Origin of the sequence: Sphingobium sp. PAMC28499 (assembly GCF_004795815.1) — a bacterium.
In the GTDB taxonomy this organism is placed as follows: Bacteria; Pseudomonadota; Alphaproteobacteria; order Sphingomonadales; family Sphingomonadaceae; genus Sphingobium; species Sphingobium yanoikuyae.
Map to the genome: position 1 here is coordinate 1,245,909 of NZ_CP039248.1, position 25,289 is coordinate 1,271,197.

Genomic DNA, 25,289 nt, shown 5'->3' on the forward strand with positions numbered 1-25,289 from the left:
CGATTCATTTCGCGCCGGGCTTGCGCGCAGCGGCCTGCTGGGTCTGGGCGATGGTGGCGCCCGGCGTGCCGGCGAGGCGGGAAATGGTCTTGAGCGCATAATCGAGCTGGAAGTCCTCGATCCCCTTCTTCTTCAGTTCCTCGGCGGTCTGGGCGAAGCGCGGATCTTCCTTGCTGTCCTCTTCCAGCGCGGCGTCGTCGGTCTTGATCTCGTTGATCAGGTGGCGGCGCAGGTCGCTTTCGCGGAACTTGGGGCGGTCCTTGTAATCCGGGTCGCTGAGCTGCGGCACCTTGATGTCCGGCTGGATGCCGCCTTCCTGCACGCTGCGGCCCGACGGGGTGAAGTAGCGCGCGGTGGTGAGCTTGAGCGCGGTGGTGTTCGACAGCGGCAACATGGTCTGGACCGAGCCCTTGCCGAAGCTGCGTTCACCCATGATGAGCGCGCGATGCTGATCCTGCAGCGCGCCGGCGACGATTTCGGAGGCCGAGGCGGAGCCCGCATCGACCAGCACGATCACCGGCAGGCCTTTCGCGTCATCGCCGGGCTTGGCATAATAGCGTTCGACATCGCCCTTGTTGCGGCCGCGCTGCGATACGATCTCGCCGCGCTCCAGGAAGACGTCGCTGGTCGACACCGCTTCGTCCAGCAGGCCGCCGGGGTTGGAGCGCAGGTCGAGGATATAGCCGGTCGGCTTGTGGCCCAGGCTCTTGTCGATGCTGCGGATCGCCGAGCGGACATCGGCGCCGGTATTGGCCGAGAAGCTGACGATGTTGATGACGCCGATATTGTTCTTCACTTCCCACTTCACCGGCTTGATCTCGATGATCTCGCGGGTGAGGGTCAGGTCGATCGGCTTGTCGCGGCCGGTGCGCACGATGGTCAGCTTGATGCTGGTGCCCGGTGCGCCGCGCATCTTGTCCACCGCCTCGTCCAGCGTGCCGCCATAGATGAGCTGGCCGTCAATATGGGTGATATAGTCGCCAGCCTTGATCCCGGCGCGCCAGGCCGGCGTGTCCTGGGTCGGGGCGATCACCTTGACCGCGCCATCCTCCTGCGTGACCGACAGGCCAAGGCCGCCATAGCTGCCCTCGGTCTGGGTGCGCAGATTCTGGAAATCGCGCGCGTCGAGGAAGCTGCTGTGCGGATCGAGGCTGGCGAGCATGCCGTCGATCGCGCCCTTGATCAGCTTTTCGTCGTCGACCTTCTCGACATAGTCGCTGCGGACCTTCTGGAAGACGTCCATGAATTCGTCGAGCGCCTTGTAGCTCGATGCCTCGCCATCGGCGAGCGCCGCGGTGGTGGCGGGGATGAGCGCAAGCGCGCCGAGCGCGACCGCGCCCTGCAGGAAGGTGGATTTCATGGCTGTCCTTGGAGTCCGCATCAAGGGATCGATATACGTCGATTCGCTATCCAACGCAAAAGCGCGCTTCGACCAATGTTGCCTGGCGTCGATGAGCGTGGGGTTAATGGGGGTGATTATTGCCTTATCCGGCGAGAGCCTTGATCATGAGGCTGATCTTGGACTCGAGCCGTTGCCGCGCCGCATGAATCATTTTGCAACGTTCGATGGCTTCGTTTTCGTCGAGCACCAACGTCTCGCGCACGACTTTGCCGTTCCGTAATGCCTGCAAACGCAAGGTGACGTGCCATCGGCCTTTGTGATCGACGGTGATGGTCTGTGTGCCATGGCACAAGGTCGCGCGCAGCGTTTCAAAGGCGATGAACTCTTCCAGGGCCTTGGATAGTGCCTTGCCTTCAACGGCAAATGGGCCGTCGGTCCCGATGGCCTTGGCCAGTGCGGCAAATCGCTGGCCCACAAGATGGGGCAGATTGATGTTCTTGCCCTTGGTCGGGACATTGGAAAGCTGGATCAACGCCTCGGTCACGGCCGCCTCGGCGCGGGCAAACTCTTCGATCATCCGTCCCCGCCAAGCACTGGCGCTCTGCCACAGGTCGGGCCAGATCTCATGTGCGGGCAGGGGCAAAGGCGTATGGGCGTTCACCCAAGCAGGCGTAAGCGGCAATTCTTGCGATTGCGTTAGCCCAGCCCCACCAGCGGCACGATGTCCACCGGGCGGCCGTTGCGGCGCAGTTCGATGGTGACGGTGGGGCGGCCCTGGGCGGCGGTGAGGCCGACCGGGTCGCCCTGGCGCACGGTCTCGCCGACTTGGGCGGTGACGCGGTGCAGGCCGGTGATGAGGGTGGTCCAGCCCTGGCCATGGTCGATGATCAGGATCTGGCCATAGCCGCGATAGGGGCCGGCAAAGGCGATGCGGCCGGCGGTCGGCGCGACTGCCTGGCCGCCGGCCTGGGTCACCAGGGTCAGGCCGCGCGATCGCACGCCGCCGTCATTCACCTCGCCCATGCCGGTGACGAGCTGGCCGACGACCGGCAGGCGATAGGGCGGCGGGCCGCTGTCCAGCGTCTCGCGGTCGGGCGCGGGCGCACCGGCCTGGTCGGGGCGGGCGGGGCGCAGCACCGGACCGGACAGTTGCGCCAGGCGATCGCGCAGGTCGCTCGCCACCTCCAGCTGGTCCATCAGGTCGACAATGTCACGCGCCTTCTCGCCCAGCGCCAGCGCGCGTTCGCTCTCCAGCCCGGCATTGGCGCGATAGTCGCGGGCGGCGACGCGCTTTTGCGTTTCGAGCTGGCGCAGGGCGGCCTGGCGATCGGTGAGGTCGCGGCGGCTCTTTGTCAGGGCGTCGGCGGCCTGCTGGGCGGTGGCGCGGATCGCGCGGCTGCGGTCCAGTTCGGCGCGCAGGCCCGCGGTGCGCTGCTCGATCACCGGCAGCACCTGTCCCAGCACCGCGCGCATATGGACCGCGTCGCTGATCGATCCCGGCTGGACGAGGGCAAGGGCGAGCGGGCGGCGGCTCATCATCTGCAGCGCGGCGGTCAGTCGCACCACCGGTTCCTGCCGGACGGCGAGGCGCGCGGCCTGGGCGCGCTGCATGCGGGCGATGATGGCGATGCGGGCCTGGGCGGCCTGGACATCGGCCTCGGCCTGCTGGATGCGGGCGGCCATGGCGGCGGCGCGGCGGCCGGCCTGTTCGGCCTCGTCACGGGCCATGCCGGCCTGCCGCTCCAGCCGGACCGAACGGTCGGCGGCCTCCACCGACTGGCGGCGGGCGTCGCGCAGCGCCTTCTGTTCCTGTGCCAGCGTGGTGCCGGCGGTGCCGGGCAGGATGATCGCGGCATCGTTCGCGGCGGGCAGGCGCGTGGCGACAAGGGCCACGATGCCCGCCAGTGCGATGCCCGTGATGCTGTTGCTGATGATGCTGCGCTTCAACCGCTTGTCCCGCCCGATAGGGCTTTGACTAGGCGCAAGCCGTGGGCATGTCGAGCCTCAGCCTTCGCGGTGATAGGGGTGGTTGGCGAGGATCGAGCAGGCGCGCCACAGCTGTTCGGCGAGCATGGCGCGGGCGATCATGTGCGGCCAGGTCATGGCGCCAAAGGCGATCAGCAGGTCGGCATTGGTCCGTTCGGCATCGTCGAAGCCGTCGGCGGCGCCGATCAGGAAGCGGATCTCGCGCGTGCCGGTGTCGCGCCAGCCCTCGATCCGCCGGGCAAAGTCCATCGAGGAAAGCTGCTTGCCCTTCTCGTCGAGCATGACCGTCACCGTGCCGGGACCGACGGGCGGCAGCTTGCCGCCCCGGTCGGGCATTTCGGTGATTTTGTGCGGCATGGTCAGCCGCTTGACATAGCGGTCGACCAGATCGGCCTCGGGCGAGCGCCCGATCTTGCCGCGCGCGATGATATGGAGGAGCATGGCTCCTCCCTAGCCTGTCATCGCGCCCATGTCGAAGGGCGCGACGGCAAGGATCAGGCGTTGCCCGCGACCGGTGCGTCGACGAAGCCCCACATCCGTTCCAGATTGTAGAAGCTGCGCACTTCCGGCTTGAACAGATGGACGATCACGTCGCCGGCATCGATCAGCACCCAGTCGGCGACCGGCAGGCCTTCGACCCGCGCGGAGCGGCCGGTGGCCTTCTTGATCCGTTCGGCCAGATGCTGGGCGATCGCCGCGACCTGACGCGACGAACGGCCGCTCGCGATCACCATATGATCGGCGATGCTGCTCTTGCCTTCGAGGGGGATGGAGATGGTTTCCTGCGCCTGGTCGTCGTCGAGCGACTGCATGACAAGGGCGTGCAGGGCGGCCACGCTATCGGCGGCGGGCGCCGTATCGTTGGCAGGGGCGAGGTTAGTCAATTAAACTCCAATCTAGACGATCATCCGGCGCGTGAGCGGATCGCGCACACACGTTGCTTCATATTCGCGATGCCAGAGGGGGTCCGCCTGCCGTAGCAGGGTTGCCGATCTTGGATCAGGGCGAAAGCGCAATAGCACGAGCGCCGGTGGTCTCCAATTCGTCCAGTCTGCACTCTGGCGCGCGGACCGGACGAAGCGCCGCAGCCAGCTCATGGCCGTAGAGCCACGGGCAGCGTCATCATAGCCTGGACGGGCGATGACGGCAATGGGCATCTGTCGCGCTATGCCGCGCCAGTCGCGCCACTGGCCAAATTGCGCCAGATTGTCGGCGCCCATCAGCCAGACGAAGCGGTTGCGGGGGTAGCGCTGGCGGAGCGTGCGCAGCGTGTCGACGGTGTAGCGGGTGCCCAATTGGCGCTCGATCGCAGTGGCGCGAATCGGTGCGCGGCGGGCGATTTTCTGCGCATGGGCGAGGCGGACCGGCAGCGGCGCCATGCCCTTGGCGGGCTTCAACGGATTGCCGGGCGACACCAGCCACCAGATTTCGTCGAGGCCCAGGGCGTCCCTGGCGAACAGCGAAATGGCGCGATGCCCGCCATGCGCCGGATTGAAGGAGCCGCCAAGCAGGCCGATCTTTTTCATGGGGGCAGCCATGCCAGCGCGGGGGCGGGGCGGCAATGGGCAGATTCTTAAGGCTTGCCCACTATAGCCGCGCCATGCAGGGGCGGCTGATCGGATTCGATGGATTGCGCGGGATCGCCGCGCTCAGCGTCCTGCTGTTCCATGCGCTGACCTGGACCACGGGCGACGCGCGGGGCAACGGCTATCTGGCGGTCGACTTCTTCTTCATGCTGAGCGGCTATGTGATGGCGCGCACTTATGAAGCGCGATTGGGGCAGGGGCTGTCGACCATCTACTTTGTTCGTGCGCGATATCGACGCTTCCTGCCAGTGATGGCCATAGCCGGACTGATCGCGCTGCCCGGCTTCCTCCTTACCAATGAGATGTCGCTCTGGCCGGTGGCCCTTGCCAATCTGCTGCTGATTCCCAGCCTCTTCACCGGGCGTCTCTATCCGTTGAACGGGCCGGCCTGGTCGATCCTCCTGGAACTGATCGCCAACATGGCCCACGGCCTTGTCCTGCGCTGCTTGTCGACCAGGATATTGGTGCATGTCGTGCTGCTGAGCGCGACCCTGTTCGCGGTTGTCGCCAGTCGTGTGGGGATGGACGTGGGGGCGCAGCCTGCCAGCTTCTTCTTCGGCCTGCCGCGGGTGATGTGCGCCTATGGCATGGGGGTCATATTGTGGCGCTGGTGGCGCGACAGGCCGACCATTGCCGTTCCGCCGCTGGCGGCCCTGGTCGCGATGCCGCTCTATTTCGGCATCGGCACGATGATCGACGCGGATGGCTGGATCAGTGGCATGGTCTTCATCCTGCTGGTCTGTCCGCTGATGCTGGCGGGCGGGCTTCGCTGGCAGCGACAATCGCGGTGGATGACGGCGGCGGGGGCGATATCCTTTCCGCTTTATGCCGTTCACGCCCCGGTCTGCATGACGGGGCTGATGCTGGGCGTGCCCGTGGCCGGCGGGGTCGCCGCCAGCCTGGCGGTTGCGGGGCTGATTGCCTGGATGCAGGCGCGGCCGCGTCGTCCGGGATCCGCGACGCTTCCGTCCGCGCCTTTGGCTGCAAGCTAGCCCCAGACGATCCTATTCCGCCGCGGGCAGCGCGCGCGCTTCGTCGGCCTGGGCGTCGCGGGCGAGGACGTCGAGCGGCTCCATCGCCTCGATCTCCTTGCCGCCGGTCTCGATGTCGAGATCGCGGAACTTGCGCCCGGTGGACAGGACGCGGGTTTCGAAGCTGCCGATGAAGCTGTTATAGTTGGAGACCGCACTGTTGAGACCGGAGCCGAGGCGCTTGAGGTGGGTCGCGGCGACGGCGAGCCGTTCATACAGCTCCTTGCCAAGCTGGCCGACCTGCTGCGCCTGTTCCTGCATCTTGGCCTGGCGCCAATGGCCCGCCAGCGTGCGGGCGAGTGGCAGGAAGGTGGCGGGGCCGCAGATGATCACGCGATTCTTGGCGGCGCGCTCCCAAAGCTCCATGTCCGCTTCCAGCGCGGCGGTGACGAAATTGTCGCCCGGCACATACATGATGACGAAGTCAGGGGCCTTGTCGAACTGTTCCCAATAGGCCTTGCGCCCCAGTGCGTCGGCATGGGTGCGCATGGCACGGGCATGGTCGAGCATATGGGCGTCGCGCAGCGCCGGATCGACCTGATCGACCGCGTTCAGATAGGCGACCAGCGAGCATTTGACGTCGACCACCATCTGCTGGTCGCCGGGCAGGTTGATGACGAAGTCCGGGCGCAGGCGGCCGTCCTCGACCGCGACCGACACTTCCTCCTTGAAGTCCACGAAGGGAGAAAGACCGGCGGTTTCGATGAGATTCTTGAACTGCTGCTCGCCCCAGCGGCCGCGCGTCTTGGGCGCGGCGCGCAGCGCGTTGACCAGCTTGGCCGTTTCCTCGCGCACCTGCCCCTGACCCAGATGAACCTGCTGCACCGCTTCGCGCAGTTCGGCATAGCTGCCGACCCGGTCCTTCTCGACGCGGGCGAGGCCTTCCTCATAGCGCTTGAGCGTGGTTTCGACCGGATTGAGCAGCGTCTTCAACTGCGCCTCGCTTTTCTCGCTCGCCTGGGCGAAGCGCTGATCGGCGCGGGTCAGGAACTGGGTCTGGGCGGATTCGAGCAGCTTGCCGCCGATTTCGCTGAACTGGGCGGAGAGCTGTTCCTTGGCGTCCTTGAGCGCGGCGATCTGCTGCTCGAACGCCTGGGTGCGGGCATGGATGTCGGACTGGAGCGCGGCGAGGTCGCGCAGCGCGGCCTCGCGCTCGGTCTGGATCGACTCGATGCGCTGGCTGGCGGCGGCCTGCAGTGCCTCGATCCGCTGTTCGGACGCGGCCTGCGCGGATTCGAGCCGGGCGAGCTGGCTCATGCCCTGCGCGACCCGTTCCTTCTCCACCGCCAGTTCGGCGATCGCGCCGTTGCGCTGGGCAGCGGCGATGTCGAGCTTGCCGGCCAGATCGGCCTTTTCGGTGGTCAGCGGCGCCAGCGCCTTGCCCTTGAGCAGCCAGCCGACGGCGAGGCCGATAAGCAGCGCGACGGGAATGAGAAGGGCGGCGAGGCTGTCCATAACTATCCTTTTTGGGAACGAAACGGGAACTTAGCGGGCGAAGGAGGCGGCCGCAAGAAGCTTCCTTGTGTGTGCCTTCATGCCGCCTGCGCGCTGGGCGCGGCGAAGCGGCTGCGATAGTCGCCCGGCGACAGGCCGACCAGGCGGTGGAACAGCTTGCGGAAGGCGGCGGCATCCTCATAGCCGACGCTCCAGGCGATCTGGTCGATCGTGCGCCGGGTAAATTCCAGATGCTCGCGCGCCCGCGCCACGCGCAGATGCTGGACATATTCGATCGGGGTCATGGCCGTCGCCGCCTTGAACCGGCGCTGGAAGGTGCGTTCCTCCAGCGCGGCCTGCGCCGCCATCTCGTTGACGCTGACCGCCTTCGCCTCCCGCGCGGCGAGCCAGTGCTGCACCTTCAGGATCGGCTCGTCGCCATGGGTCAGGCGCGGCAGGAAGCGGGCGAAATGCTTCTGCTCGCGCCCGGCCGTGTCGATCAGCAGGAATTTGGCGGTGTCGAGCATCACCGTCGGGCCAAGCAGCCGGTCGACCAGTCGCATGCCAAGGTCGGTCCAGGCCATCAGCCCGCCGGCGGTGATGATGTCGCCATCGTCGATGACGATGCGGTCGCAATCGAGCTTCACGGCGGGGAAGCGGGTGCGGAAGGCGTCGGCGAACCACCAGTGGGTGGTGGCCGGGCGACCATCGAGCAGGCCGGTCGCCGCCAGCAGGAAGGCGCCGCCACAATTGGAAGCAAGGGTGGCGCCGGCGGCATGGCGATCGAGCAGCCAGCGGGCATAGGGCGCGGCTTCTTCCGCCTCGGGCACGCCGGTCAGGCGACCGGGGACCAGCCAGATGTCGGGCGTGCCGCCCAATGCTTCATGCGTGTCATGGCTGCGGGCAAAGCAGCCATCGGCCTGCATCTGCCAATGGCTGACGCGCACCACCGGGCCGCCATGCTGGACCGAGAACTGCCCGGCAATGTCGATCAGGTCGGTCATGCCGTGGACCATCGCCTGCTGGCAGCCCGGATAGAGCAATATGCCCACCTCGGCGCGCGGAAGGCTGGTGTCGGACATGTCCTAATCCTTTGTCGGAATCGGCCCGCTTAATGTCGGAACCGCCAATCCCGATCCTCCGCCATTGCCCCTAAATCTGCAAGCACAGGGCGTGAAGGACGCCCTTCTGGAACAGAAGAAGGGAATTTCACATGAGCAACTTTGTCACCACCAGGGACGGCACCCGCATCTTCTACAAGGATTGGGGGCCGCGTGACGGCCAGCCGATCCTCTTCTCCCATGGCTGGCCGCTCAGCGCTGACGCCTGGGACGCGCAGATGGTCTATTTCGCCAATCAAGGCTTCCGCACCATCGCCCATGACCGCCGCAGCCATGGCCGGTCGGATCAGGTGTGGGACAATAATAATATGGACCAATATGCCGACGATCTGGCCGATCTGATCGCGGCCTTGGACCTGTCCGACATCATCCTGGTCGGCCATTCGACCGGTGGCGGCGAAGTCACCCGCTATATTGGCCGCCATGGCACCAGCCGGGTCGCCAAGCTGGCGCTGATCGGCGCGGTGCCGCCGCTGATGCTCAAGACCGAAGCCAATCCGGGCGGCCTGCCGATCGACGTGTTCGACGGCATTCGCAAGGGCACGTTCGACAATCGCAGCCAGTTCTTCAGGGATCTGACCATCCCCTTCTACGGCTATAACCGGGACGGCGCGGTCATCTCCGAGGGCATCGTGCAAGAATTCTGGCGGCAGGGGATGATGGGCGGCCTCAAGGGGCAACTCGACTCGATCCGCGCCTTTTCCGAAAGCGATTTCCATGCCGACCTGGCGAAGGTCGATGTGCCTACCCTCGTCCTCCATGGCGATGACGACCAGATCGTGCCGATCGGCGCGGCTGCCCTGTCGACGGTGAAGATCGTTACGGATGCGGTGCTGATCGTGTATGAAGGCGCCGACCATGGGCTGACGCAGACTCACCAGGACCGGTTCAATTCCGACCTGCTCGCTTTCATCAACGGCTGACACAAATACCGTTCGCCCTGAGCGAAGTCGAAGGGTTCCACCGAGCGGAGCGAGGTGCCTTCGCTTCGCTCAGGCAAGGGCTTCGACTTCGCTCAGCCCGAACAGGAAAATAGTCTTTCAAAGGAGACATCCCATGACCAAAGACACCATCCTCATTACCGGCGCGTCGGACGGTATCGGCGCGGTCTATGCCGATCGCTTCGCCAGGCGCGGGGCCAATCTGATCCTGGTCGCCCGTCGCGCCGAAAAGCTGGAGGCGCTGGCCGCCCGCCTGCGCGCCGACAGTGGCGTCAGCGTGGAAGTGATCGCCGCCGACTTGTCACAAGCTGACGATCTGGCGCGGGTCGAGGCGCGGCTGCGCGACGATGACGCGATCACCGGCCTCGTCAACAATGCCGGCATTGCCGGGGAACAGGCTTTTGTCGAGACCGACCCGGCCTATCTCACCGGCCTCATAGACCTCAACATATTGGCGGTGACGCGGCTGTCCCGCGCCATTGCGCCGCGGCTGGCGGCCAGGGGCGCAGGCACGCTGATCAACATCACGTCGGTGACCGCGCTGATGCCGGACGGCTTCACTGCCGTCTATCCCGCGACCAAGGCTTATGTGCTGGCCTTTACCGAGGCGCTGCAGGTCGAACTGGGCGGCAAGGGCGTGAAGGTGCAGGCGGTGCTGCCCGGCATCACCCGCACCGCCATCTGGACGGCGGAACAGATTGCCGGCCTGCCGCCACACATGGTGATGGATGTCGAGGTGATGGTCGACGCGGCGCTGGCCGGGCTCGACATGGGCGAGGCGATCACCATCCCTGCCTTGCCGGACCGGGCTGACCTCGACGCCTATCTCGCCGCGCGGGCCGCGCTTCGGCCCAACCTGTCGCTCAAGGATGCGGCGCCCCGGTACCGGGTGAGCGCCTGACCTCTTTTGTCACCCCCGCTTTCGCGGGGGTGACGGGAATTTTCCAGGGAGAAGCATCATGATCCTCGGTCTTTCCATTCCCGCCTTCATCGCCCTGCATGTCGCGATCAGCCTGATCGGCATCGTCAGCGGCCTTGTCGCCCTGCCGGCCATGGCCAAGGGACATGTCCTGCCCAAAATGCAGGGCCTGTTCCTGGTGACGACCCTGCTCACCAGCCTGACCGGCTTCCTCTTTCCCTTTCGCGGCTTCACCCCGGCGATCGGCGTCGGCATTATCTCGACGCTGGTGCTGATCATCGCCTTCGCCGCCTTTTACGGCCTTGGCCTGCGGGGCCGGGCGCGGGGCGTCTATGCGGTGACCGCGACCATCGCTTTGTGGCTCAACCTGTTCGTGGCTGTCGTACAGAGCTTCCTCAAGGTGCCGGCGCTCAACCGGCTGGCACCGACCGGCACGGAGCCGCCCTTTCTGGCGGCGCAGGCGCTTCTGCTGATCCTCATGCTGATCCTGGGCGCGGCGATCCTGCGTCAGCCAAGGCTCGCGCGGAAGGCGGCGAGCCGCTCGATCGCCGGATCCAGCGTCGCGTCCGACTTGGAGAAGCAGAGGCGGACCAGATGGGTGACCGGATCGTCGGGGTAGAAGGCGGAGATCGGGATCGCCGCCACGCCCGCTTCATCGATGATCCGGTTGCAGAAGGTCACATCGTCCATCGCGATGCCCGACGCGGGCAGGTCGATCGACAGGAACCAGGTGGCGCCGCTCGGCTGCACGACATAGCCTGCCCTGATGAGCCCCGCCGCCAGCCGATCGCGCGACGCCTGATAGGCGGCGCGCTGGTCGCGGAGCCAATCATCGGGCCAGCCCAGCCCCTGCGCCACCGCCCATTGCAGGTTGGGCGGGGTGGTGAAGGTCAGGAACTGGTGCGCGCGAGCGAGCAGGGTGGCGATCGGCGGCGCGGCGCACATCCAGCCGACCTTCCAGCCGGTGACGGAGAAGATCTTGCCCGCCGACCCGATCTTGACCGTGCGATCGCGCATGCCGGGAAAGCCGATCAGCGGGCGATGCGGCAGCCCGTCATAGACGGTCTCCTCCCATACCTCGTCGCACAGCGTGATCAGGTCATGGCTGACGCAGAGGTCGGCCAGCAGCGCCAGTTCCGCCTCACGCAGCACGATGCCGGTCGGATTGACCGGATTGTTCATCAGCAGGATGCGGGTCCTGGGCGTGATCGCCGCCTCCAGCGCGTCGCGGGTTACGCGCCAGTCGGGCGGGGTCAGCTTCACCACCCTGGCCACGCCGCCAGCCCGCTCGACCAGCGGCAGATAGGCGTCATAGAGCGGCGCCAGCATCAGCACCTCGTCCCCCGGCCGCACCAGCGCCAGCAGGCTGGCGGCAATCGCCTCGGTCGCGCCCGATGTGACGATGATTTCCTGCGGACTGAGGTCTAGCCCCTGACACCGGGCATAATGATCGGCCAGCGCGGTGCGCAGTTCGATCAGGCCCGGCATCGGCGGATATTGGCTGGAGCGGGTCAGCAGTGCATCCGCCGCCGCCTGCAGCACTTCCTGTGGTCCCGGCCCCTCGGGAAAGCCCTGTCCCAGATTGATCGCGCCGGTCTCCCGCGCGCGGGCCGACATATGCTCGAAGATGGTGGTCGGCATGTCGCGATAGACGGGGTGGCCAATTTGGGTGTCGGGCAAGCGGGGCTCCATCGGATCGTCGGCGATAGACCGATCTAGGTCTTTCCATTGCCTCGCGCAAACCGGTCCGGCATCATGATGTCTCCTCATCACAGGGAGACAGACCCATGTGTTCGGACGTCGATGGCATGCATGACCAGCCGCACGGGACGCAGGAGGAGGATGGCGCCGCACCCTCCCGCCGCGCCTTTCTGACCGCGATGACGATGGCGGGTGGGGTGGCCATGGCCGCCCTGCCGTCCGTACCAGCGATGGCGGCGCCCGCCGCCGACGGCCCGGATGCGTCGATGACGCCGGACGCCGCTCTGGCCGAGATCATGGCCGGCAATGCCCGCTTCGTCGCCGGCAAGCCGACCGCCCATCTGCAGGACCTGTCGATCATCAAGGCGCGCGCGGCCGAGGGGCAATGGCCCGTGGTCGGCGTCCTCTCCTGCGCCGACTCGCGTGTGCCGGTGGAGATGGTGTTCGACGAATATATCGGCCGGCTGTTCGTCACCCGCATCGCCGGCAACATCACCACGCCCGAAATCGTCGCCAGCCTGGAATATGGCGTTGCGGTGCTGGGGCTGAAGGCGCTGGTCGTGATGGGCCACAGCAATTGCGGTGCGGTGAAGGCGGCGATCGACAATCCCGAAGTGCCGGGCCAGATCAGCGCGCTCTTCCCCGCGATCCTGCCCGCCCTCTATCTCGCCCGCAGCAAGGATGCGGTCATCGTCACTCGCACCAATGCGCTGGTACAGGCGGCGACTCTGGTCAACGCCTCGCCGGTGATCGAGGAGAAGGTGAAGGCGGGCACGCTGAAGGTGGTCGCCGCCGTCTATGACGTGGCGACCGGCAAGGTCGACATGCTGCCGGTGCCGGCCGACATGCTGATGCGCGGCTGATCCGTCAGGGCCGGGTTGCCGCCGCATTCCAGGCGGCGACCTTCGCCTTCGTCTCTGCCAGCAGTGCGTCGAGCCGGGCGCGGTCCTGCAGCGTGCCGCGCAGGATCACCGCGTCGATCGCCTTTGTGGCGTGGATATCCTCCAGCGGATTGGCGGTCAGCAGGACCATATCCGCCTGCTTGCCTTCCGCCACCGCGCCATAGCGGTCGAGTAGGCCGAACCAGGCCGGGCCGGCGCGGGTGGCGCTGGCCAGCGCCTGGGCCGGGGTCAGGCCGCGATCGACATAGAGCGCCAGTTCCTGATGCAGGGCGAAGCCGGGATAGTCGAAGCTGTTGAGGAAGCCGGCATCGGTGCCGGCCATGATGGTGACGCCGGCCTGCTGCAACAGCGGCAGGATCGCGGCATTATGCTCGTAGATGGCGTGGCGCTGGGCGATCTGTTCGGGCGTCGCCTTGGCCGCGCGCTCGATCCGCCAGTCATAGGTCTTGCGCAGGCGCGGGCCGATATAGGCCAGTTCGGGATCGGCGCTGTGATCGTTCTGGTCGAGATAGGCGACGGTGCGCGAGATGCTGAGCGTGGGCGTCACGAACACGCCGCGCGCCGCCATGTCGCGATAGGCCGCCATGGCGGTGGCTTCGTCAAAGCCGGCATCCAGCTGCGCGCTGGCCTGTGCCCGGTCGATCCTGCCGGCGGCGAAATCGGCGGTGATCCGCGCCTCATCCTTCACGCCCGCCTTGTGCGCATAGTCGATATGCTCGATCGAGCTGATCCCGGCCTCGATCGCCTGGTTGACGGTCAGCGCCATCGGGATATGGCCCGACGCACGCAGCCCGGCGCCGCGCGCCTGGCGCACGGCATAGAGGAACAGTTCGGGCTTCAGGGTGCTGTCCGTGATCTTGACGAAATTGACGTTCAATTCCTTGAGCTTGGCGATCGCTTGGTCGACATCGGCCTGCGACCCGGTTTCCAGCGTACCCTTCCACACCGGCTTGATCCCCTCGATCTTGGGGCCGGAACTCAGCAGGGTCGGGCCGAACAGGCGACCATCGGCAATCTCGCCGCGCCAGCGCAGCACATCATAGGGCAGGTCGCCCGACGCATCGCGCACGGTGGTGATGCCATTGGCGATATAGAGCGGTAGCAGCGCCTTATTTTCTTCGATCAGGTCCGGCCCGCCGCCGAAATGGACATGCATGTCCCACAGGCCGGGGATCAGATAGCGGCCCTTGGCCTCGACATTCTTGCCCGCGCGCCAGGCGGCGGCAATCGTGCCGTCGTTGCCGACCGCGACGATCTGGTCGCCCCTGGTCGCGACCGCCTGGTTGGGGACCAGCCGGCCATGCTCGACATCGACCAGCGTCGCATGGCGGATCAACAGGTCGGCGCGGGCCGGCGCGGCCTTCGCTGCGGTGGGCAGGGGCAACAGGGCAGTGGCGGCCAGCAGCGCGGCGAGAAGCGTCTTCATGAAAATCCCCGGTTCTTGTGCGGCGCGCAGGATAGGCAGGGGCTGCATCATCGACAAACAACATATATGAATGGCAATCATTCATGATCCAAATGGAACGCCATGCTCGATCCGCGCCTGCTCCGTGCCTTTGTCGCGATCGCCGACAGCGGCAGCTTCACCATCGCGGCGCAGCGGCTGCACATGACCCAGTCGACCATCAGCCAGCAGCTCGGCCGGCTGGAACAGGCGGTGGGGCATATGCTGGTCGATCGGGCGGCACGGCCGGTGCGGCCGACCGCGGCGGGCGAGCGGCTGCTGGGCCATGCAAGGCGCATCCTGTCGCTGCAGCAGGAGGCGGAAAGCCTGCTCGCCGATCCGGCCGGCAGCGCGTCGATCCGCATCGGCCTGCCCGACGACATCGCCAGTCGCGCCATGATGCGGGTGTTCGCCCGCTTTTCCGAGCAATATCGGGCGGTGCGGCTGGACGTCACCACCGGGCTCAGCCGTGATCTCACGCGCCGATACCGCTCGGGCGAGTTTGACATCATCGCTGTCAAGGAACCGACGTCGAGCGCCGATTGTCGCGCCAGTTTCGCCGAACCGATCGGCTGGCATGAAAGCGCGGACCGGCAGGGCGATTGGCCCGATCCGCTGCCGCTGGTCGCCTTTCCGGCGGGTGGCCTCTATCGCGACGCGATGTTCGACCGGATCGGGCGGGAAAGGCGGCGCTGCCATGTCGCCTTCACCGGTAGCGACCTCACCAGCGTGCTGACCGCGGTGGAGGCGGGCATGGGCCTGTCGCTGGTGCCGATGCGCGCGGCCGCCGGACGGGCGGTGCGACCCTATGCGCCGTTCGGGACGGAGGCCGATATGCGGGTGTCGCTCTATGCCTGGGACGATGCCGGGCCGACGGCCGAACTGGTGGCGCAGATGGCGGCGGTTCTGGCGGCGCGCTGGTAGTTTCCGTTACGGTAGGTTGGACAATCCAGGCCTGATGGCGCGCTATTATGGTAGCGTTATACAAATAGATATTATCTGTAAAATACGCTTTTTCTTGAGATTTTCAAGCATGGCTGTAAATATTGGGCCTGTTGATTGCATGGCAATCCCGAACATCGGCCATTCTGTCGTTGGATGGTTCCTTGTCGGACGAGGCCATGGGAAAGAGAGGACATGGATAGCGTAGCCAGGCCCGTGCCGGCCGCCGCATCCGGCGAAACCCTATCGGCCGCGGAGGATATCCGGCTGCCGCTCCAGTTCATCAATGATCTTGCCGCGTCGCAATCCATGGCCGACATACCGGCCATCGTCGCTTGCTGGTTCCGGTCGATCTTCGAGGCGGACCGCACCTCGATCACGCTCATCGATACGGATACGCATCTCAAGCTGATCGCGCTGGAGGGGAATGACGCCATTCCCCGCGATACGCCGATCCCGATTGCCGGCACGATGGTCGGCCGGGTCTTTTCCACGGCGCAGGCGGAATGGTGCAACGACCTGGCGCGATCGGCCGATCTGGATGCGCAGATGCTGGCCAGCCATGGCATCCTCTCCTGCCTCGACGTGCCGCTGTTCAGTGGCAACCAATGTTTCGGCACGATCAATGTCGGCCGGACCATATGCAACGCCTTTGACAGTGGCGACGAACGGCGCTTGTCGGCGATGGCCCATTTCATCGCGGCGCTGATGCATATCCATCGCCAGGCCGACTGTCTTCAGCAACTGGCCGATCGCGATCCGCTGACCGATACGCTCAATCGCCGAGCCTTTATCGAGCATTTCAAGGCGATCGGCACGTCGGGAAGGGGGCATGGCGTGGCGCTAATCGACCTTGATCATTTCAAGGCGATCAATGACCGCTTCGGTCATGATGTCGGTGATCGGGTGCTGGTACAGGTCGGGCAATTGCTCCACGGCGTGTGCCGCAAGGGCGACCTGATCGCGCGTTTCGGCGGCGAGGAATTCCTGATCGCGGTCCAGGATATCGACGCGCTGGATTTCCATGCGTTGCTGGAGCGCCTGTTGCAGCGGATGCGGGCCATGCCGGTCGAGACCGGCCAGGGCATGATCCCCGTCACAGCCAGCATCGGTGCAGTCTGCGTCGCCCCGCCCGAACCGGCGTTCGACGAAATCTACAGCCGGGCCGATGCAGCGCTCTATCGGGCGAAAAGCCTGGGCCGCAATCGCATCGAATTCGCGCCGGCGGCTATGTAGGGCGTGAGGCGAAGGAGGCGGCCGCTTGCGCGGCCGAACAAACCGGATGACCGTCCCCCGGACGGTCATTTAATCCGGTTTATTCCCACTCGATCGTGCCGGGGGGCTTGCTGGTGTAGTCATAGACCACCCGGTTAATGCCCTTGACCTCGTTGATGATGCGGGTCGCGACGCGGCTGAGGAAGGCGGCGTCGAAGGGATAGATGTCGGCGGTCATGCCGTCGGTCGAGGTGACCGCGCGCACGGCGCAGACGCTGTCATAGGTCCGGTAATCGCCCATCACGCCGACGGTGCGGACCGGCAGCAGCACGGCAAAGGCCTGCCAGATCGCGTCGTAGAGGCCCGCGTTGCGGATTTCCTCCAGATAGATGAAGTCGGCTTTGCGCAAGATGTCGCAGCGTTCCTTGGTGACTTCGCCGGGGATGCGGATGGCAAGGCCGGGGCCAGGGAAGGGATGGCGGCCGACGAAGATGTCAGGCAGGCCCAGTTCCTTGCCCAGCACGCGGACTTCGTCCTTGAACAATTCACGCAGCGGCTCGACCAGCTTCATGTTCATGCGTTCGGGCAGGCCGCCGACATTATGGTGCGACTTGATCGTCACCGAAGGCCCGCCGGTGAAGCTGACCGATTCGATCACGTCGGGATAGAGGGTGCCCTGCGCCAGGAAGTCGGCGCCGCCGATCTTGGCGGCTTCCTCCTCGAACACGGCGATGAATTCGCCGCCGATGAACTTGCGCTTCTTTTCCGGGTCGGTGAGGCCGGCGAGGCCACCCAGGAAGCGTTCCTCGGCGTTCACATGAACGAGCTTGATGCCATAATGTTCGCGGAACAGGCTGACCACCTGCTCGGCTTCGCCCAGACGCATCAGGCCATGATCGACGAACACGCAGGTGAGCTGGTCGCCGATCGCTTCATGGATGAGCACGGCGGCCACCGCGCTGTCGACGCCGCCCGACAGGCCGCAGATGACCCGGCCGGTGCCGACCTGCTCGCGGATTTCGGCAATCTTGACCTGGCGGAATTCGGCCATGGTCCAGTCGCCGGCCAGGCCGCAGACATGGCGGACGAAATTGGCGATCAGCTTGCCGCCGTCGGGCGTATGCACGACTTCGGGGTGGAACTGCGTGCCGTAGAATTTGCGTTCCTCGTCGGCGATCACCGCGAAGGGGGCGCCGTCCGACACGGCCACGATCTTGAAGCCGGGCGCGAATTTCGTGACCTTGTCACCATGGCTCATCCACACCTGATGCCGTTCGCCGACTTCCCACAGCCCGTCGAACAGGGCGCAGGGTTCGGTCACGGTCAGGAAGGCACGGCCAAATTCGCCGCCTTCGCCGGTCTCGTGACCGGGGCGCACTTCGCCGCCCAACTGATGGCTCATCACCTGCTGGCCGTAGCAGATGCCCAGAATCGGCACGCCGGCGTCGAACAGGGCCTGCGGCGCACGCGGGCTGCCTTCCTCCGGCACGCCGGCGGGCGAACCGGACAGGATGATGCCCTTGGGCTTCATGCGGTCGAACGCGGCCTGGGCCTGGGTGAAGGGGGCGATCTCGGAATAGACGCCGGCTTCGCGCACGCGCCGGGCGATGAGCTGAGTCACCTGGCTGCCGAAGTCCACGATAAGGATGGAATCCTGAAGGGGCAGCGTCATCGAATCGCCTTTATGTCGAGCGGTGGAAGGGATTCGCGCCCGGTTAGTCGCACCGCCCCGATATGTCCAGTTTTCCCGGTTCAGAGCATCATCCGATTAGGGTAAATCGGATGATGCTCTGATTTTCTTTTATTTGCCGCATTCTGCGAGTCGTCGGCTGTTCTAGCCGACTTCAGAATGCTCTAGGCCGGCGCAGGATCATCCTGCTTGCGTCCCGCTGCGCGGCCGAGCAGGGCGGCGCCGGCGAGCACCAGCGCCGCGATCAGGAAGGCGCTGCCGATGAAGGGCAGGATCGGGCGGGTGCCGACCGAGGCGGAATAGACCGCGCCGAAGAAGAGCGGGGAGACGATGCCGGCGATCGCGCCGACACTGTTGTTGGCGCCCTGCAACTGGCCCTGTTCGCTTTCGGAGACGCGCTGCGTCATCAGCGACTGGATGGTCGGCATGGCGAGGCCCCAGAGCGCATTGGGGAACATGGCGGCGACGAACAGCCAGCCTGTCGGCGCCAGGCCCATGGCGGCGATGCCGACCGCGCCGAAGCCGAGGCCCACGACCATCGTCGTGCGATCGCCCAGTCGCTTCACCACCGGGCCGACCAGCAGGCCCTGCACCGCCATGTCGAGCAGACCGACCATCGCCAGCAGGGTGCCGACCTGCCAGGCGCCCCAGCCATAGCGGTCGCCGGCATAGAGGACGAACACGGCCGAGAAGAGATGATGGGCGAAATAGAGGAGGAAATTGACGATCGCGAGGCTCGATAATTCGGGGTGCGAGCGCAGCAATTGCAGCGCGCCGAAAGGATTGGCGCGACGCCAGCTGAACGCCATGCGCTTTTCCGGGGCGAGCGATTCCGGCAGCACGATGAGGCCATAGAGAAAGGCGAGGCCGGACAGGCTTGCCGCCGCCCAGAAGGGCGCACGGTGCGAGATTTCGCCCAGCACGCCGCCCAGCAGCGGCCCGGCGACGAAGCCCGCGCTGAACGCCGCGCCGATCAGGCCATAGCCCCGCGCCCGGCCCTCGGGCGGGGTGATGTCGGCCATATAGGCGAAGGTGGAGGTGAAGCTGGACGAGGTGATGCCGGCAAGGATGCGGCCCAGCGCCAGCCACCAGAGATTGGGCGCGAGCGCCATCAGCACATAGTCGAGCGCCAGCCCCGCGACCGAGATCAGGATGACCGGTCGGCGCCCGAAGCGATCGGACAGCGAACCGATCACCGGCGAGCAGAGAAACTGCATCGCCGCCCAGAGCGCGACGAACAGGCCGTTCCACAGGCCCGCGCTGCTGCTGGAGCCGGACAAGGTTTCGATCAGTTGCGGCAGCACCGGGATGACGATGCCCATCGACATGACGTCGAGCAGCGCCGTCACCAGGATGAAGGCGATGGCGGCGGTGCGGCGCGGATGGGCAGGGGCGGTCATGGCGCAGGCGCTATCCTGCCGGGATGGCGATGCCAAGCGCGATGGCGCGATGTTCAGGCATGGGGCGCCGTTTCAGCATGTCTGACGCCCCCAAAAAAAAGGGCCGCCCCGGCGGGACGGCCCCAGCTCATGCTATGGGATGCATGAAGGGATCAGCGCTGCTCGCGATCCTGATTGTCGCGGCGTTCCTGCTGTCCGCCGCCTTGCTGGCGACGCTGTTCATCCTGTTGGTTCTGCTGGTCGGGCTTGCCGGGCTGACCGCCCTGCTGACCGGGATTCTGGTTCTGGTTTGCCATCTCACACTCTCCTAACGGGCATCATAACCCGCCTGCGCTCAACTTGGGCCGGCGCAGCGATGTTCCGAAAAATCATGCTGATCGAAATCAAGTCCGCCACAAGTTGCGGACAAGCTGCCATATTTCCTGTGTCTCGCCTAAAATTGGGCCGATCGGAGCGGCGATGGCGGCGATGGCGTCATGGGATTGTTCCGTCGGCTTGCGCGACCGTGGGCTTGGGCTAGTCTGCGCCCGTCCATAGCAGGAGAGCGCCGATGACCACCGATCGCGATGATGTGCCGTTTCCCGTCGAGCGGCTGGCGGAGGATCGCAACTGGATCGCCTCGACCGGGCTCAGCCGGCGTCACATCCTCGCCGGCGGCGCCTTTGCCGCCGGTTTTGCCGCCGCCTGCCAGCCGGTCGCGGCCAGCACCATCCAGACCTCGGCCGACGGGCTGGTGGAGGAGGCGGTCTCGATCCCGACCAGCGACGGTTTCGCCATGCCCGGCTTCGTCGCCCGGCCGGCGGGCAAGATGAAGGCGCCGGTGATCGTCGTCGTGCATGAGATTTTCGGCGTCCATGAATGGGTGCGCGACATGTGCCGGCGCTTCGCCAAAGCGGGCTATCATGCGGTCGCGCCGGATCTGTTCGCCCGCCATGGCGACGCGACCAAGGTCAGCGACTTCAAGCAGTTGGTGGCGGAGATCGTGAGCAAGGCGCCCGACGCGCAGGTCCTGTCCGACATCGATGCCACCTATGCCTTTGCCGGCACCCATGGCGGCGACGCGGCGCGGCGCGGCATTACCGGCTTCTGCTGGGGTGGCCGGGTGGTCTGGCTCTATGCCGCGCACAGCGCCGCGCTCGACGCCGGCGTCGCCTTCTATGGCCGGCTCGTGACCCAGAAGAACGACCTCCAGACCCTGTCTGTGATCGAGGAGGTGGGGCAGCTCAAGGCGCCGGTGCTCGGCCAATATGGCGAGTTGGACAAGGGCATACCGCAGGCCGATGTCGAGGCGATGCGCGCCGCGCTCAAGGCGGCGGGCAAGTCGCCGCCCGATGCGATCACGGTCCATGCCGGCGCCGACCATGGTTTCATGGCCGATTATCGGCCCAGCTATAATGAAGCAGCGGCGAAGGCCGCCTGGAATGAAACGATCGGCTGGTTCGACAAATATGTGAAGGGGTGACCGGCACCCCTTCGCCGTTGCGCCTTATTTCTGCTTCATCGCCTCGACGGCAGCCAGCGTGCTCTTCACATGGCCGGCATAGCTCATCTCGCTATGGACGAAGGCGATGCGGCCGCTGGGCGCGATCACATAGGAGGTGCGGTCGGTCATGCCCGGCCGCATCTTGAGCGCGACATCATAGCCCGACACGATGTTCGGCCCGGCCGAGGCGACCGCGAACTTGCCGGCGCATTCCTTGGTGGAGAAGGCGACCAGATCGTCGACCGGATCGGCCGACATGCCGATCACGGTGGCGCCGGCCGCCTTGAACTTGTCGATATTCTCGGCGAACTCGCGCGCTTCGGCCGAACAGCCCGGCGTGAAGGCCTTGGGGAAGAAATAGAGGACCACCGGCCCGCGCTTCAACTGGTGCGACAGGGTGACGGTGAAGGTCTTGCCGGCCAGCGCGCCGCGCGTGGTGAATTCCGGCGCCTTGGCGCCGACCGCCAGTGCCGCCATGCTGCCCTGCGTGCCCAGGGCTGCGGCCGCCAGGGCCAGGATGATCTTCGCGCTCTTCATAATCTAGCTCCCATGGGTCGGTCAGGCGGCGGGGGTGGGCGGTTCCCACAATTCGATGGCATTGCCCTCGGGATCATGGATGCGGGCAAAGCGCCCGACATCGGGATGATCCCATTCGGGCTTGGTGATGGCCTCAACGTCCGCCGCGCGCAAGTCCGCCAGCAGCCCGTCGAGATCGGACACGCGCAGATTGATCATGAAGCTCTTGTCGGCGGCGAAATAGTCGCTGTCCTGCTTGAACGGGGAAAAGACCATTGGCCCGCCCAGCGTCTGCCAGACATATTCGTTGACCGCCGGAATGTCGGGATCGGCGCTGCATCCGCCGCCGACGCCCAGATGGGTGCGATACCAGGCGGACAGCGCCTGCGGATCACGCGCGCGAAAGAAAAGTCCGCCCATTCCCAGGACCGGCATGGCATCCCTCCTCGATTGTCGTGGCGGTGATAGCATGGCCGCGATAGCTGGTCACGCGAGGGTTGGGGGAACCCGATGCCGCCCTGCCGGGTTGGCATCGCATGCGTAACCATTTTCTCCTCGCCCTTCCGCTGCTACTGCTCGCCGGTTGCGGCAGCAAGGAACAGAATCAGTCCGGCATGGTCACCAACATTCTGGACCAGGCCTTGCCCAGCACGCGCGATGTCCCGCCCGGCGCCAATGCCATCACCCCGGTCGAGCCTGCGCCCGACCTGCCGGTAGCCAAGGGGGACGCGCTCCACGCCAACGCGATCCCGATCGCGTTGCAGGGGCGCTGGACCGGCACCAAGGAACGCTGCGGCGACCGGGCGGCGGCCCAGGCGCTGGAACTGACCGCGGCCAGCCTGATCTTCCATGAAAGCGTCGGCACGGTGCAGCGCGTCACGCGCGAGGGGGAGGGGCGGCTGGCGGTCGTCGCCAATTTCACGGGTGAGGGCGAAAGCTGGACCCGGACCCTGATGCTGCGTCCCTCGACCGATGGGCAGCAGCTTACCATCACCAATGACGGCACGGCGATCGTGCGCAAGCGCTGCACCCCGGCCGCCTGAACCGCTTCCCCCGGCGCGCAGTCCTCGCTACAGCGGCGCAATGATCGGCCGCCTCACCCTGAGTGATTTCCGCAACCATGCGGACGCGCTGATCGTGCCCGACCAGCCATTCGTCCTGCTGACCGGCGACAATGGCGCGGGCAAGACCAACATATTGGAAGCGGTATCGATGCTGGCGCCCGGCCGGGGGCTGCGCGGCGCGGCACTGCGGGCGATGGCGCGGCAGGATGGCGGCGGCAGCTTCGGCATCGCGGCGGAGGTGGATGGCGTGGTGCTGGGCACCGGCGTCAGCGCGGATGCGCCCGACCGGCGGCAGGTGCGGATCGGCGGTGTCGCCTCCTCCGCCAATGCGCTGGCCGATCATCTCTCGATCGTCTGGCTGACGCCGGCGATGGACCGGCTGTTCCTCGACAGCCCCGGCGGTCGCCGGCGTTTTCTAGATCGCCTCACCCTGGCGCTCCATCCCGGCCATGCTGCGCACAGTGCCCGCTATGAAGCGGCGATGCGGGCGCGCAACCGGCTGCTGACCGATCTGCGCCGGGCGGACCCGGCCTGGATCGGCGCGCTGGAGGCGCAGATGGACGAGCATGGCACGGCGCTCGCCGCTGCCCGCGCCGATCTGGTCGCGCGGCTCAACCGGCAATTGGTCGATCAGCCCGACGAGCCCTTCGCCCGGCCCCTCATCCGAATCGCGCGGGAGGATGGTGCCAGCGACGAACCGTTCGGCCAGCGGCTTGCCCGCGAGCGGCGACGCGATGCCGCGGCCGGCCGCACCCTGTCGGGGCCGCATCGTCATGATCTGGATGTCATCCACATCGCTAAGAATCAGGCGGCGGCGCTCTGTTCGACCGGCGAGCAGAAGGCGCTGCTGCTCTCGATCCTGCTGGCGCATGCGGCTCTGGTGTCGGCTGATCGCGGCCAGCCGCCGGTGCTTCTGCTCGACGAAGTGGCGGCGCATCTCGACCCGTCGCGACGAGCTGCGCTGTTCGACCGATTGCGCGAAACCGGCGGCCAGGTCTGGATGACCGGCACTGAAGATAGTCTTTTCAACGAGTTGAACGGTGCAACCCGGCTCCATGTAACGGCCGGGCATGTTTTTCGTTCCGCAGCATGACGCATCGCAGCAACGACTCATCGCTCGGTGGTTTTCAAGACGAACGGCGTCTGCCCTAAGGAGGTCATCGGGGATTATACCTACCTACAAGTCGGGGGTCGCAAGGAATGATCGGTGGTTTTCGCGCGCTGTTCGCAGCCGCCATGCTTGCGCTCGGTGCCTTCTCTGCCGTTCCCGCCACTGCCGGTGTCCTGCAATGTGCCCCCTTCGCCCGCGAAGTTTCGGGCATCGAGATTTTCGGCAATGCCAACACCTGGTGGAACCAGGCCGCCGGTCGTTACGACCGTGGTCATGAGCCCCGCGTCGGCGCCGTCCTCTCCTTCGCGTCCAGCCGCGCCATGCCGGTCGGCCATGTCGCCATGGTCAGCAAGATCGTCAATGATCGCGAAGTGCTGCTGACCCACGCCAACTGGTCCTATCGTGGCGGTGTCGAGCGCAATGTCCGCGCCATCGACGTGTCGCCCAACAATGACTGGACCGACGTGCGCGTATGGTATGGCCCGATCGGCGACGTTGGCCTGCGTTCGAACCCGACCAACGGCTTCATCTATGCCGACAAGCCGGAAATCGATCAGCCGGTCCAGATCGCCCTGGCCGATCGCGCCACCGCCGGCACCGACAGCGCCAAGGGTGCTTTCTGAGCCGTTAACCCAATCCTTACGGATGGGGCTCTAGGGTCGATCGCGGTGGGGCGATACTCGACGCTTAGAGGTCGCATTAAATGTTTCGATATGTCCGCTGGATGGCTTTGCTGTCCGGCCTGACGGCGGCGCCCGTGCTGGGCGCCACGGCGCTGCAGTGCGTTCCTTATGCGCGCATCGTGTCGGGCGTGGAAATCTATGGTGATGCGCTGACCTGGTGGGACCAGGCGCAGGATCATTACAAGCGCGGCAGCATCCCCAAAAAGGGTGCGGTGCTCGCCTTCCGGCCCGTCGGCCCGATGACCCTGGGCCATGTCGCCGTGGTCAGCCGGATATTGGATGATCGCCGCGTGCTGATCCGTCACGCCAACTGGTCGTCGCCCGGCGCGATCGAGGAAGATGTGCTGGCGATCGACGTGTCGGACGCGGGCGATTGGAGCCAGGTGCGCGTCTGGCACAGCCCGACCGGGCAGATGGGCGCCCGCATCAACCCGACCTTCGGCTTCATCTATCCGGCCAAAGCGAAACTGCATCCCTTCACGCCGGATCCGGCGCTGGGCAGCAGCCTTCGCTATGCCAGCGCCGCGGCCGACACAGGCGATGGTGAGGACGGTGCGGAGGTTGCGCCGCTGCCCAGGGCGGCGACACGGATGGCGTCGGTCCAGACGCATGCGATGGTGGCGGCGGTTTCGCCCAAGCCTGCTGCGCCCCGGCGCAAGGCGGCGCCCCGTATCGAGGCGGACCCGTTCATCATCGAATATGCGGACAACAGCCCGTCGGATCGCTCGCTGGGCGACGTCATCGCCGACGTGAAGCGCGAATCCCTGATGAACTGACC

At 66.1% G+C, this 25,289-nt stretch carries 27 protein-coding genes; 13 read left to right on the forward strand and 14 right to left on the reverse strand.

Features of this window, described 5'->3' with window-relative positions:
• Positions 1-4: 4 nt before the first annotated feature.
• The 6 genes from E5554_RS05980 to E5554_RS06005 form a co-directional block, all read right to left on the reverse strand.
• Positions 5-1,360, reverse strand: coding sequence for a S41 family peptidase (locus E5554_RS05980; protein WP_125998445.1), 1,356 nt, complete (start codon positions 1,358-1,360; stop codon positions 5-7).
• Positions 1,361-1,484: 124 nt separating this feature from the next.
• Entirely contained in the window at positions 1,485-1,919 is a 435-nt protein-coding gene (locus tag E5554_RS05985; RefSeq protein ID WP_168708682.1) for a hypothetical protein, read from the reverse strand.
• Between the two features lie 119 nt (positions 1,920-2,038).
• Positions 2,039-3,289 (reverse strand): peptidoglycan DD-metalloendopeptidase family protein, encoded by a 1,251-nt coding sequence (locus tag E5554_RS05990; protein ID WP_136186250.1) that lies wholly within the window; start codon positions 3,287-3,289, stop codon positions 2,039-2,041.
• A 57-nt stretch (positions 3,290-3,346) separates the two neighbouring features.
• Positions 3,347-3,769: a 23S rRNA (pseudouridine(1915)-N(3))-methyltransferase RlmH gene (locus tag E5554_RS05995; protein ID WP_004209840.1), complete on the reverse strand. Its 423-nt coding sequence runs from the start codon at positions 3,767-3,769 to the stop codon at positions 3,347-3,349.
• Positions 3,770-3,822: 53 nt separating this feature from the next.
• Positions 3,823-4,212, reverse strand: a complete 390-nt coding sequence (gene rsfS, locus E5554_RS06000) for a ribosome silencing factor (RefSeq protein ID WP_004209841.1) — start codon at positions 4,210-4,212, stop codon at positions 3,823-3,825.
• Between the two features lie 12 nt (positions 4,213-4,224).
• A complete protein-coding gene (locus E5554_RS06005) occupies positions 4,225-4,854 on the reverse strand; it encodes a nicotinate-nucleotide adenylyltransferase (RefSeq protein WP_136186251.1) in 630 nt (209 codons plus the stop codon).
• A 35-nt stretch (positions 4,855-4,889) separates the two neighbouring features.
• Here E5554_RS06005 and E5554_RS06010 point away from each other — a divergent pair, with 35 nt between their 5' ends.
• Positions 4,890-5,906: an acyltransferase gene (locus tag E5554_RS06010; RefSeq protein WP_136186252.1), complete on the forward strand. Its 1,017-nt coding sequence runs from the start codon at positions 4,890-4,892 to the stop codon at positions 5,904-5,906.
• 12 nt (positions 5,907-5,918) lie between these two features.
• On the opposite strand, the gene rmuC is transcribed toward E5554_RS06010, so the two are convergent.
• Positions 5,919-7,400 (reverse strand): DNA recombination protein RmuC, encoded by a 1,482-nt coding sequence (rmuC, locus tag E5554_RS06015; protein WP_037518435.1) that lies wholly within the window; start codon positions 7,398-7,400, stop codon positions 5,919-5,921.
• A gap of 77 nt (positions 7,401-7,477) precedes the next feature.
• Complete coding sequence (locus E5554_RS06020; RefSeq protein ID WP_136186253.1) at positions 7,478-8,461, reverse strand: GlxA family transcriptional regulator; 984 nt, start codon at positions 8,459-8,461, stop codon at positions 7,478-7,480.
• Positions 8,462-8,592: 131 nt separating this feature from the next.
• On the opposite strand from E5554_RS06020, the gene E5554_RS06025 reads away from it, so the two are divergent.
• The 3 genes from E5554_RS06025 (at position 8,593) to E5554_RS06035 (ending at position 10,979) form a co-directional block, all read left to right on the forward strand.
• Complete coding sequence (locus E5554_RS06025) at positions 8,593-9,423, forward strand: alpha/beta hydrolase (RefSeq protein ID WP_136186254.1); 831 nt, start codon at positions 8,593-8,595, stop codon at positions 9,421-9,423.
• Between the two features lie 133 nt (positions 9,424-9,556).
• Positions 9,557-10,342, forward strand: coding sequence for an SDR family oxidoreductase (locus tag E5554_RS06030; RefSeq protein ID WP_136186255.1), 786 nt, complete (start codon positions 9,557-9,559; stop codon positions 10,340-10,342).
• Between the two features lie 58 nt (positions 10,343-10,400).
• Positions 10,401-10,979: a hypothetical protein gene (locus tag E5554_RS06035; RefSeq protein WP_247594391.1), complete on the forward strand. Its 579-nt coding sequence runs from the start codon at positions 10,401-10,403 to the stop codon at positions 10,977-10,979.
• Here E5554_RS06035 and E5554_RS06040 read toward each other — a convergent pair.
• Positions 10,868-12,052 carry an aminotransferase gene (locus E5554_RS06040; protein WP_136186256.1) on the reverse strand — a complete coding sequence of 395 codons (1,185 nt, stop codon included), beginning with the start codon at positions 12,050-12,052 and terminating at the stop codon, positions 10,868-10,870. The two genes, E5554_RS06035 and E5554_RS06040, sit on opposite strands and share 112 nt — an antisense overlap.
• 95 nt (positions 12,053-12,147) lie before the next feature.
• Between E5554_RS06040 and E5554_RS06045 the strand changes: the two genes are divergently transcribed.
• Positions 12,148-12,924, forward strand: coding sequence for a carbonic anhydrase (locus E5554_RS06045; RefSeq protein WP_136186257.1), 777 nt, complete (start codon positions 12,148-12,150; stop codon positions 12,922-12,924).
• Positions 12,925-12,928: 4 nt separating this feature from the next.
• Here the strand turns inward: E5554_RS06045 and E5554_RS06050 are convergent, their stop codons facing one another.
• Entirely contained in the window at positions 12,929-14,389 is a 1,461-nt protein-coding gene (locus tag E5554_RS06050; protein ID WP_136186258.1) for an amidohydrolase family protein, read from the reverse strand.
• Positions 14,390-14,491: 102 nt separating this feature from the next.
• On the opposite strand from E5554_RS06050, the gene E5554_RS06055 reads away from it, so the two are divergent.
• Together E5554_RS06055 and E5554_RS06060 are read left to right on the forward strand one after the other, a co-directional pair.
• Positions 14,492-15,331: a LysR family transcriptional regulator gene (locus E5554_RS06055; RefSeq protein ID WP_136186259.1), complete on the forward strand. Its 840-nt coding sequence runs from the start codon at positions 14,492-14,494 to the stop codon at positions 15,329-15,331.
• 213 nt (positions 15,332-15,544) lie between these two features.
• Positions 15,545-16,585 (forward strand): sensor domain-containing diguanylate cyclase, encoded by a 1,041-nt coding sequence (locus E5554_RS06060; RefSeq protein ID WP_168708683.1) that lies wholly within the window; start codon positions 15,545-15,547, stop codon positions 16,583-16,585.
• A 79-nt stretch (positions 16,586-16,664) separates the two neighbouring features.
• Here the strand turns inward: E5554_RS06060 and guaA are convergent, their stop codons facing one another.
• Together guaA and E5554_RS06070 are read right to left on the reverse strand one after the other, a co-directional pair.
• On the reverse strand, positions 16,665-18,236 hold the full coding sequence (guaA, locus tag E5554_RS06065; RefSeq protein ID WP_017499169.1) for a glutamine-hydrolyzing GMP synthase: 1,572 nt from the start codon (positions 18,234-18,236) through the stop codon (positions 16,665-16,667).
• A 182-nt stretch (positions 18,237-18,418) separates the two neighbouring features.
• Complete coding sequence (locus E5554_RS06070) at positions 18,419-19,654, reverse strand: TCR/Tet family MFS transporter (protein ID WP_136186261.1); 1,236 nt, start codon at positions 19,652-19,654, stop codon at positions 18,419-18,421.
• A gap of 143 nt (positions 19,655-19,797) precedes the next feature.
• On the opposite strand from E5554_RS06070, the gene E5554_RS22965 reads away from it, so the two are divergent.
• Positions 19,798-19,965 carry a hypothetical protein gene (locus E5554_RS22965; RefSeq protein ID WP_168708684.1) on the forward strand — a complete coding sequence of 56 codons (168 nt, stop codon included), beginning with the start codon at positions 19,798-19,800 and terminating at the stop codon, positions 19,963-19,965.
• 239 nt (positions 19,966-20,204) lie between these two features.
• Complete coding sequence (locus E5554_RS06075; RefSeq protein WP_136186262.1) at positions 20,205-21,116, forward strand: dienelactone hydrolase family protein; 912 nt, start codon at positions 20,205-20,207, stop codon at positions 21,114-21,116.
• 24 nt (positions 21,117-21,140) lie between these two features.
• Here the strand turns inward: E5554_RS06075 and E5554_RS06080 are convergent, their stop codons facing one another.
• Both E5554_RS06080 and E5554_RS06085 read right to left on the reverse strand, forming a co-directional pair.
• Complete coding sequence (locus E5554_RS06080) at positions 21,141-21,674, reverse strand: peroxiredoxin (protein WP_004209859.1); 534 nt, start codon at positions 21,672-21,674, stop codon at positions 21,141-21,143.
• Positions 21,675-21,695: 21 nt separating this feature from the next.
• Positions 21,696-22,088 carry a VOC family protein gene (locus E5554_RS06085; protein ID WP_004209861.1) on the reverse strand — a complete coding sequence of 131 codons (393 nt, stop codon included), beginning with the start codon at positions 22,086-22,088 and terminating at the stop codon, positions 21,696-21,698.
• Between the two features lie 101 nt (positions 22,089-22,189).
• Here E5554_RS06085 and E5554_RS06090 point away from each other — a divergent pair, with 101 nt between their 5' ends.
• From E5554_RS06090 to E5554_RS06105, 4 genes are all read left to right on the forward strand, one after another.
• Complete coding sequence (locus tag E5554_RS06090) at positions 22,190-22,696, forward strand: hypothetical protein (protein WP_237235369.1); 507 nt, start codon at positions 22,190-22,192, stop codon at positions 22,694-22,696.
• 40 nt (positions 22,697-22,736) lie between these two features.
• Positions 22,737-23,810, forward strand: a complete 1,074-nt coding sequence (recF, locus tag E5554_RS06095; RefSeq protein ID WP_136186263.1) for a DNA replication/repair protein RecF — start codon at positions 22,737-22,739, stop codon at positions 23,808-23,810.
• 107 nt (positions 23,811-23,917) lie between these two features.
• A complete protein-coding gene (locus E5554_RS06100) occupies positions 23,918-24,451 on the forward strand; it encodes a CHAP domain-containing protein (protein ID WP_004209865.1) in 534 nt (177 codons plus the stop codon).
• Positions 24,452-24,531: 80 nt separating this feature from the next.
• Positions 24,532-25,287, forward strand: a complete 756-nt coding sequence (locus E5554_RS06105; protein ID WP_099234344.1) for a CHAP domain-containing protein — start codon at positions 24,532-24,534, stop codon at positions 25,285-25,287.
• Positions 25,288-25,289: the final 2 nt, after the last annotated feature.

Bases quoted from the DNA above. Each gene is read 5' to 3' on its own strand.
- E5554_RS05980 (WP_125998445.1), bottom strand. From the start codon at position 1,360: ATGAAATCCACCTTCCTGCAGGGCGCGGTCGCGCTCGGCGCGCTTGCG.
- E5554_RS05985 (WP_168708682.1), bottom strand. From the start codon at position 1,919: ATGATCGAAGAGTTTGCCCGCGCCGAGGCGGCCGTGACCGAGGCGTTG.
- E5554_RS05995 (WP_004209840.1), bottom strand. From the start codon at position 3,769: ATGCTCCTCCATATCATCGCGCGCGGCAAGATCGGGCGCTCGCCCGAG.
- E5554_RS06005 (WP_136186251.1), bottom strand. From the start codon at position 4,854: ATGAAAAAGATCGGCCTGCTTGGCGGCTCCTTCAATCCGGCGCATGGC.
- E5554_RS06010 (WP_136186252.1), top strand. From the start codon at position 4,890: ATGGGCAGATTCTTAAGGCTTGCCCACTATAGCCGCGCCATGCAGGGG.
- rmuC (WP_037518435.1), bottom strand. From the start codon at position 7,400: ATGGACAGCCTCGCCGCCCTTCTCATTCCCGTCGCGCTGCTTATCGGC.
- E5554_RS06020 (WP_136186253.1), bottom strand. From the start codon at position 8,461: ATGTCCGACACCAGCCTTCCGCGCGCCGAGGTGGGCATATTGCTCTAT.
- E5554_RS06025 (WP_136186254.1), top strand. From the start codon at position 8,593: ATGAGCAACTTTGTCACCACCAGGGACGGCACCCGCATCTTCTACAAG.
- E5554_RS06030 (WP_136186255.1), top strand. From the start codon at position 9,557: ATGACCAAAGACACCATCCTCATTACCGGCGCGTCGGACGGTATCGGC.
- E5554_RS06035 (WP_247594391.1), top strand. From the start codon at position 10,401: ATGATCCTCGGTCTTTCCATTCCCGCCTTCATCGCCCTGCATGTCGCG.
- E5554_RS06040 (WP_136186256.1), bottom strand. From the start codon at position 12,052: ATGGAGCCCCGCTTGCCCGACACCCAAATTGGCCACCCCGTCTATCGC.
- E5554_RS06045 (WP_136186257.1), top strand. From the start codon at position 12,148: ATGTGTTCGGACGTCGATGGCATGCATGACCAGCCGCACGGGACGCAG.
- E5554_RS06050 (WP_136186258.1), bottom strand. From the start codon at position 14,389: ATGAAGACGCTTCTCGCCGCGCTGCTGGCCGCCACTGCCCTGTTGCCC.
- E5554_RS06055 (WP_136186259.1), top strand. From the start codon at position 14,492: ATGCTCGATCCGCGCCTGCTCCGTGCCTTTGTCGCGATCGCCGACAGC.
- E5554_RS06060 (WP_168708683.1), top strand. From the start codon at position 15,545: ATGGATAGCGTAGCCAGGCCCGTGCCGGCCGCCGCATCCGGCGAAACC.
- guaA (WP_017499169.1), bottom strand. From the start codon at position 18,236: ATGACGCTGCCCCTTCAGGATTCCATCCTTATCGTGGACTTCGGCAGC.
- E5554_RS06070 (WP_136186261.1), bottom strand. From the start codon at position 19,654: ATGACCGCCCCTGCCCATCCGCGCCGCACCGCCGCCATCGCCTTCATC.
- E5554_RS22965 (WP_168708684.1), top strand. From the start codon at position 19,798: ATGAAGGGATCAGCGCTGCTCGCGATCCTGATTGTCGCGGCGTTCCTG.
- E5554_RS06075 (WP_136186262.1), top strand. From the start codon at position 20,205: ATGACCACCGATCGCGATGATGTGCCGTTTCCCGTCGAGCGGCTGGCG.
- E5554_RS06080 (WP_004209859.1), bottom strand. From the start codon at position 21,674: ATGAAGAGCGCGAAGATCATCCTGGCCCTGGCGGCCGCAGCCCTGGGC.
- E5554_RS06085 (WP_004209861.1), bottom strand. From the start codon at position 22,088: ATGCCGGTCCTGGGAATGGGCGGACTTTTCTTTCGCGCGCGTGATCCG.
- E5554_RS06090 (WP_237235369.1), top strand. From the start codon at position 22,190: ATGCGTAACCATTTTCTCCTCGCCCTTCCGCTGCTACTGCTCGCCGGT.
- recF (WP_136186263.1), top strand. From the start codon at position 22,737: ATGATCGGCCGCCTCACCCTGAGTGATTTCCGCAACCATGCGGACGCG.
- E5554_RS06100 (WP_004209865.1), top strand. From the start codon at position 23,918: ATGATCGGTGGTTTTCGCGCGCTGTTCGCAGCCGCCATGCTTGCGCTC.
- E5554_RS06105 (WP_099234344.1), top strand. From the start codon at position 24,532: ATGTTTCGATATGTCCGCTGGATGGCTTTGCTGTCCGGCCTGACGGCG.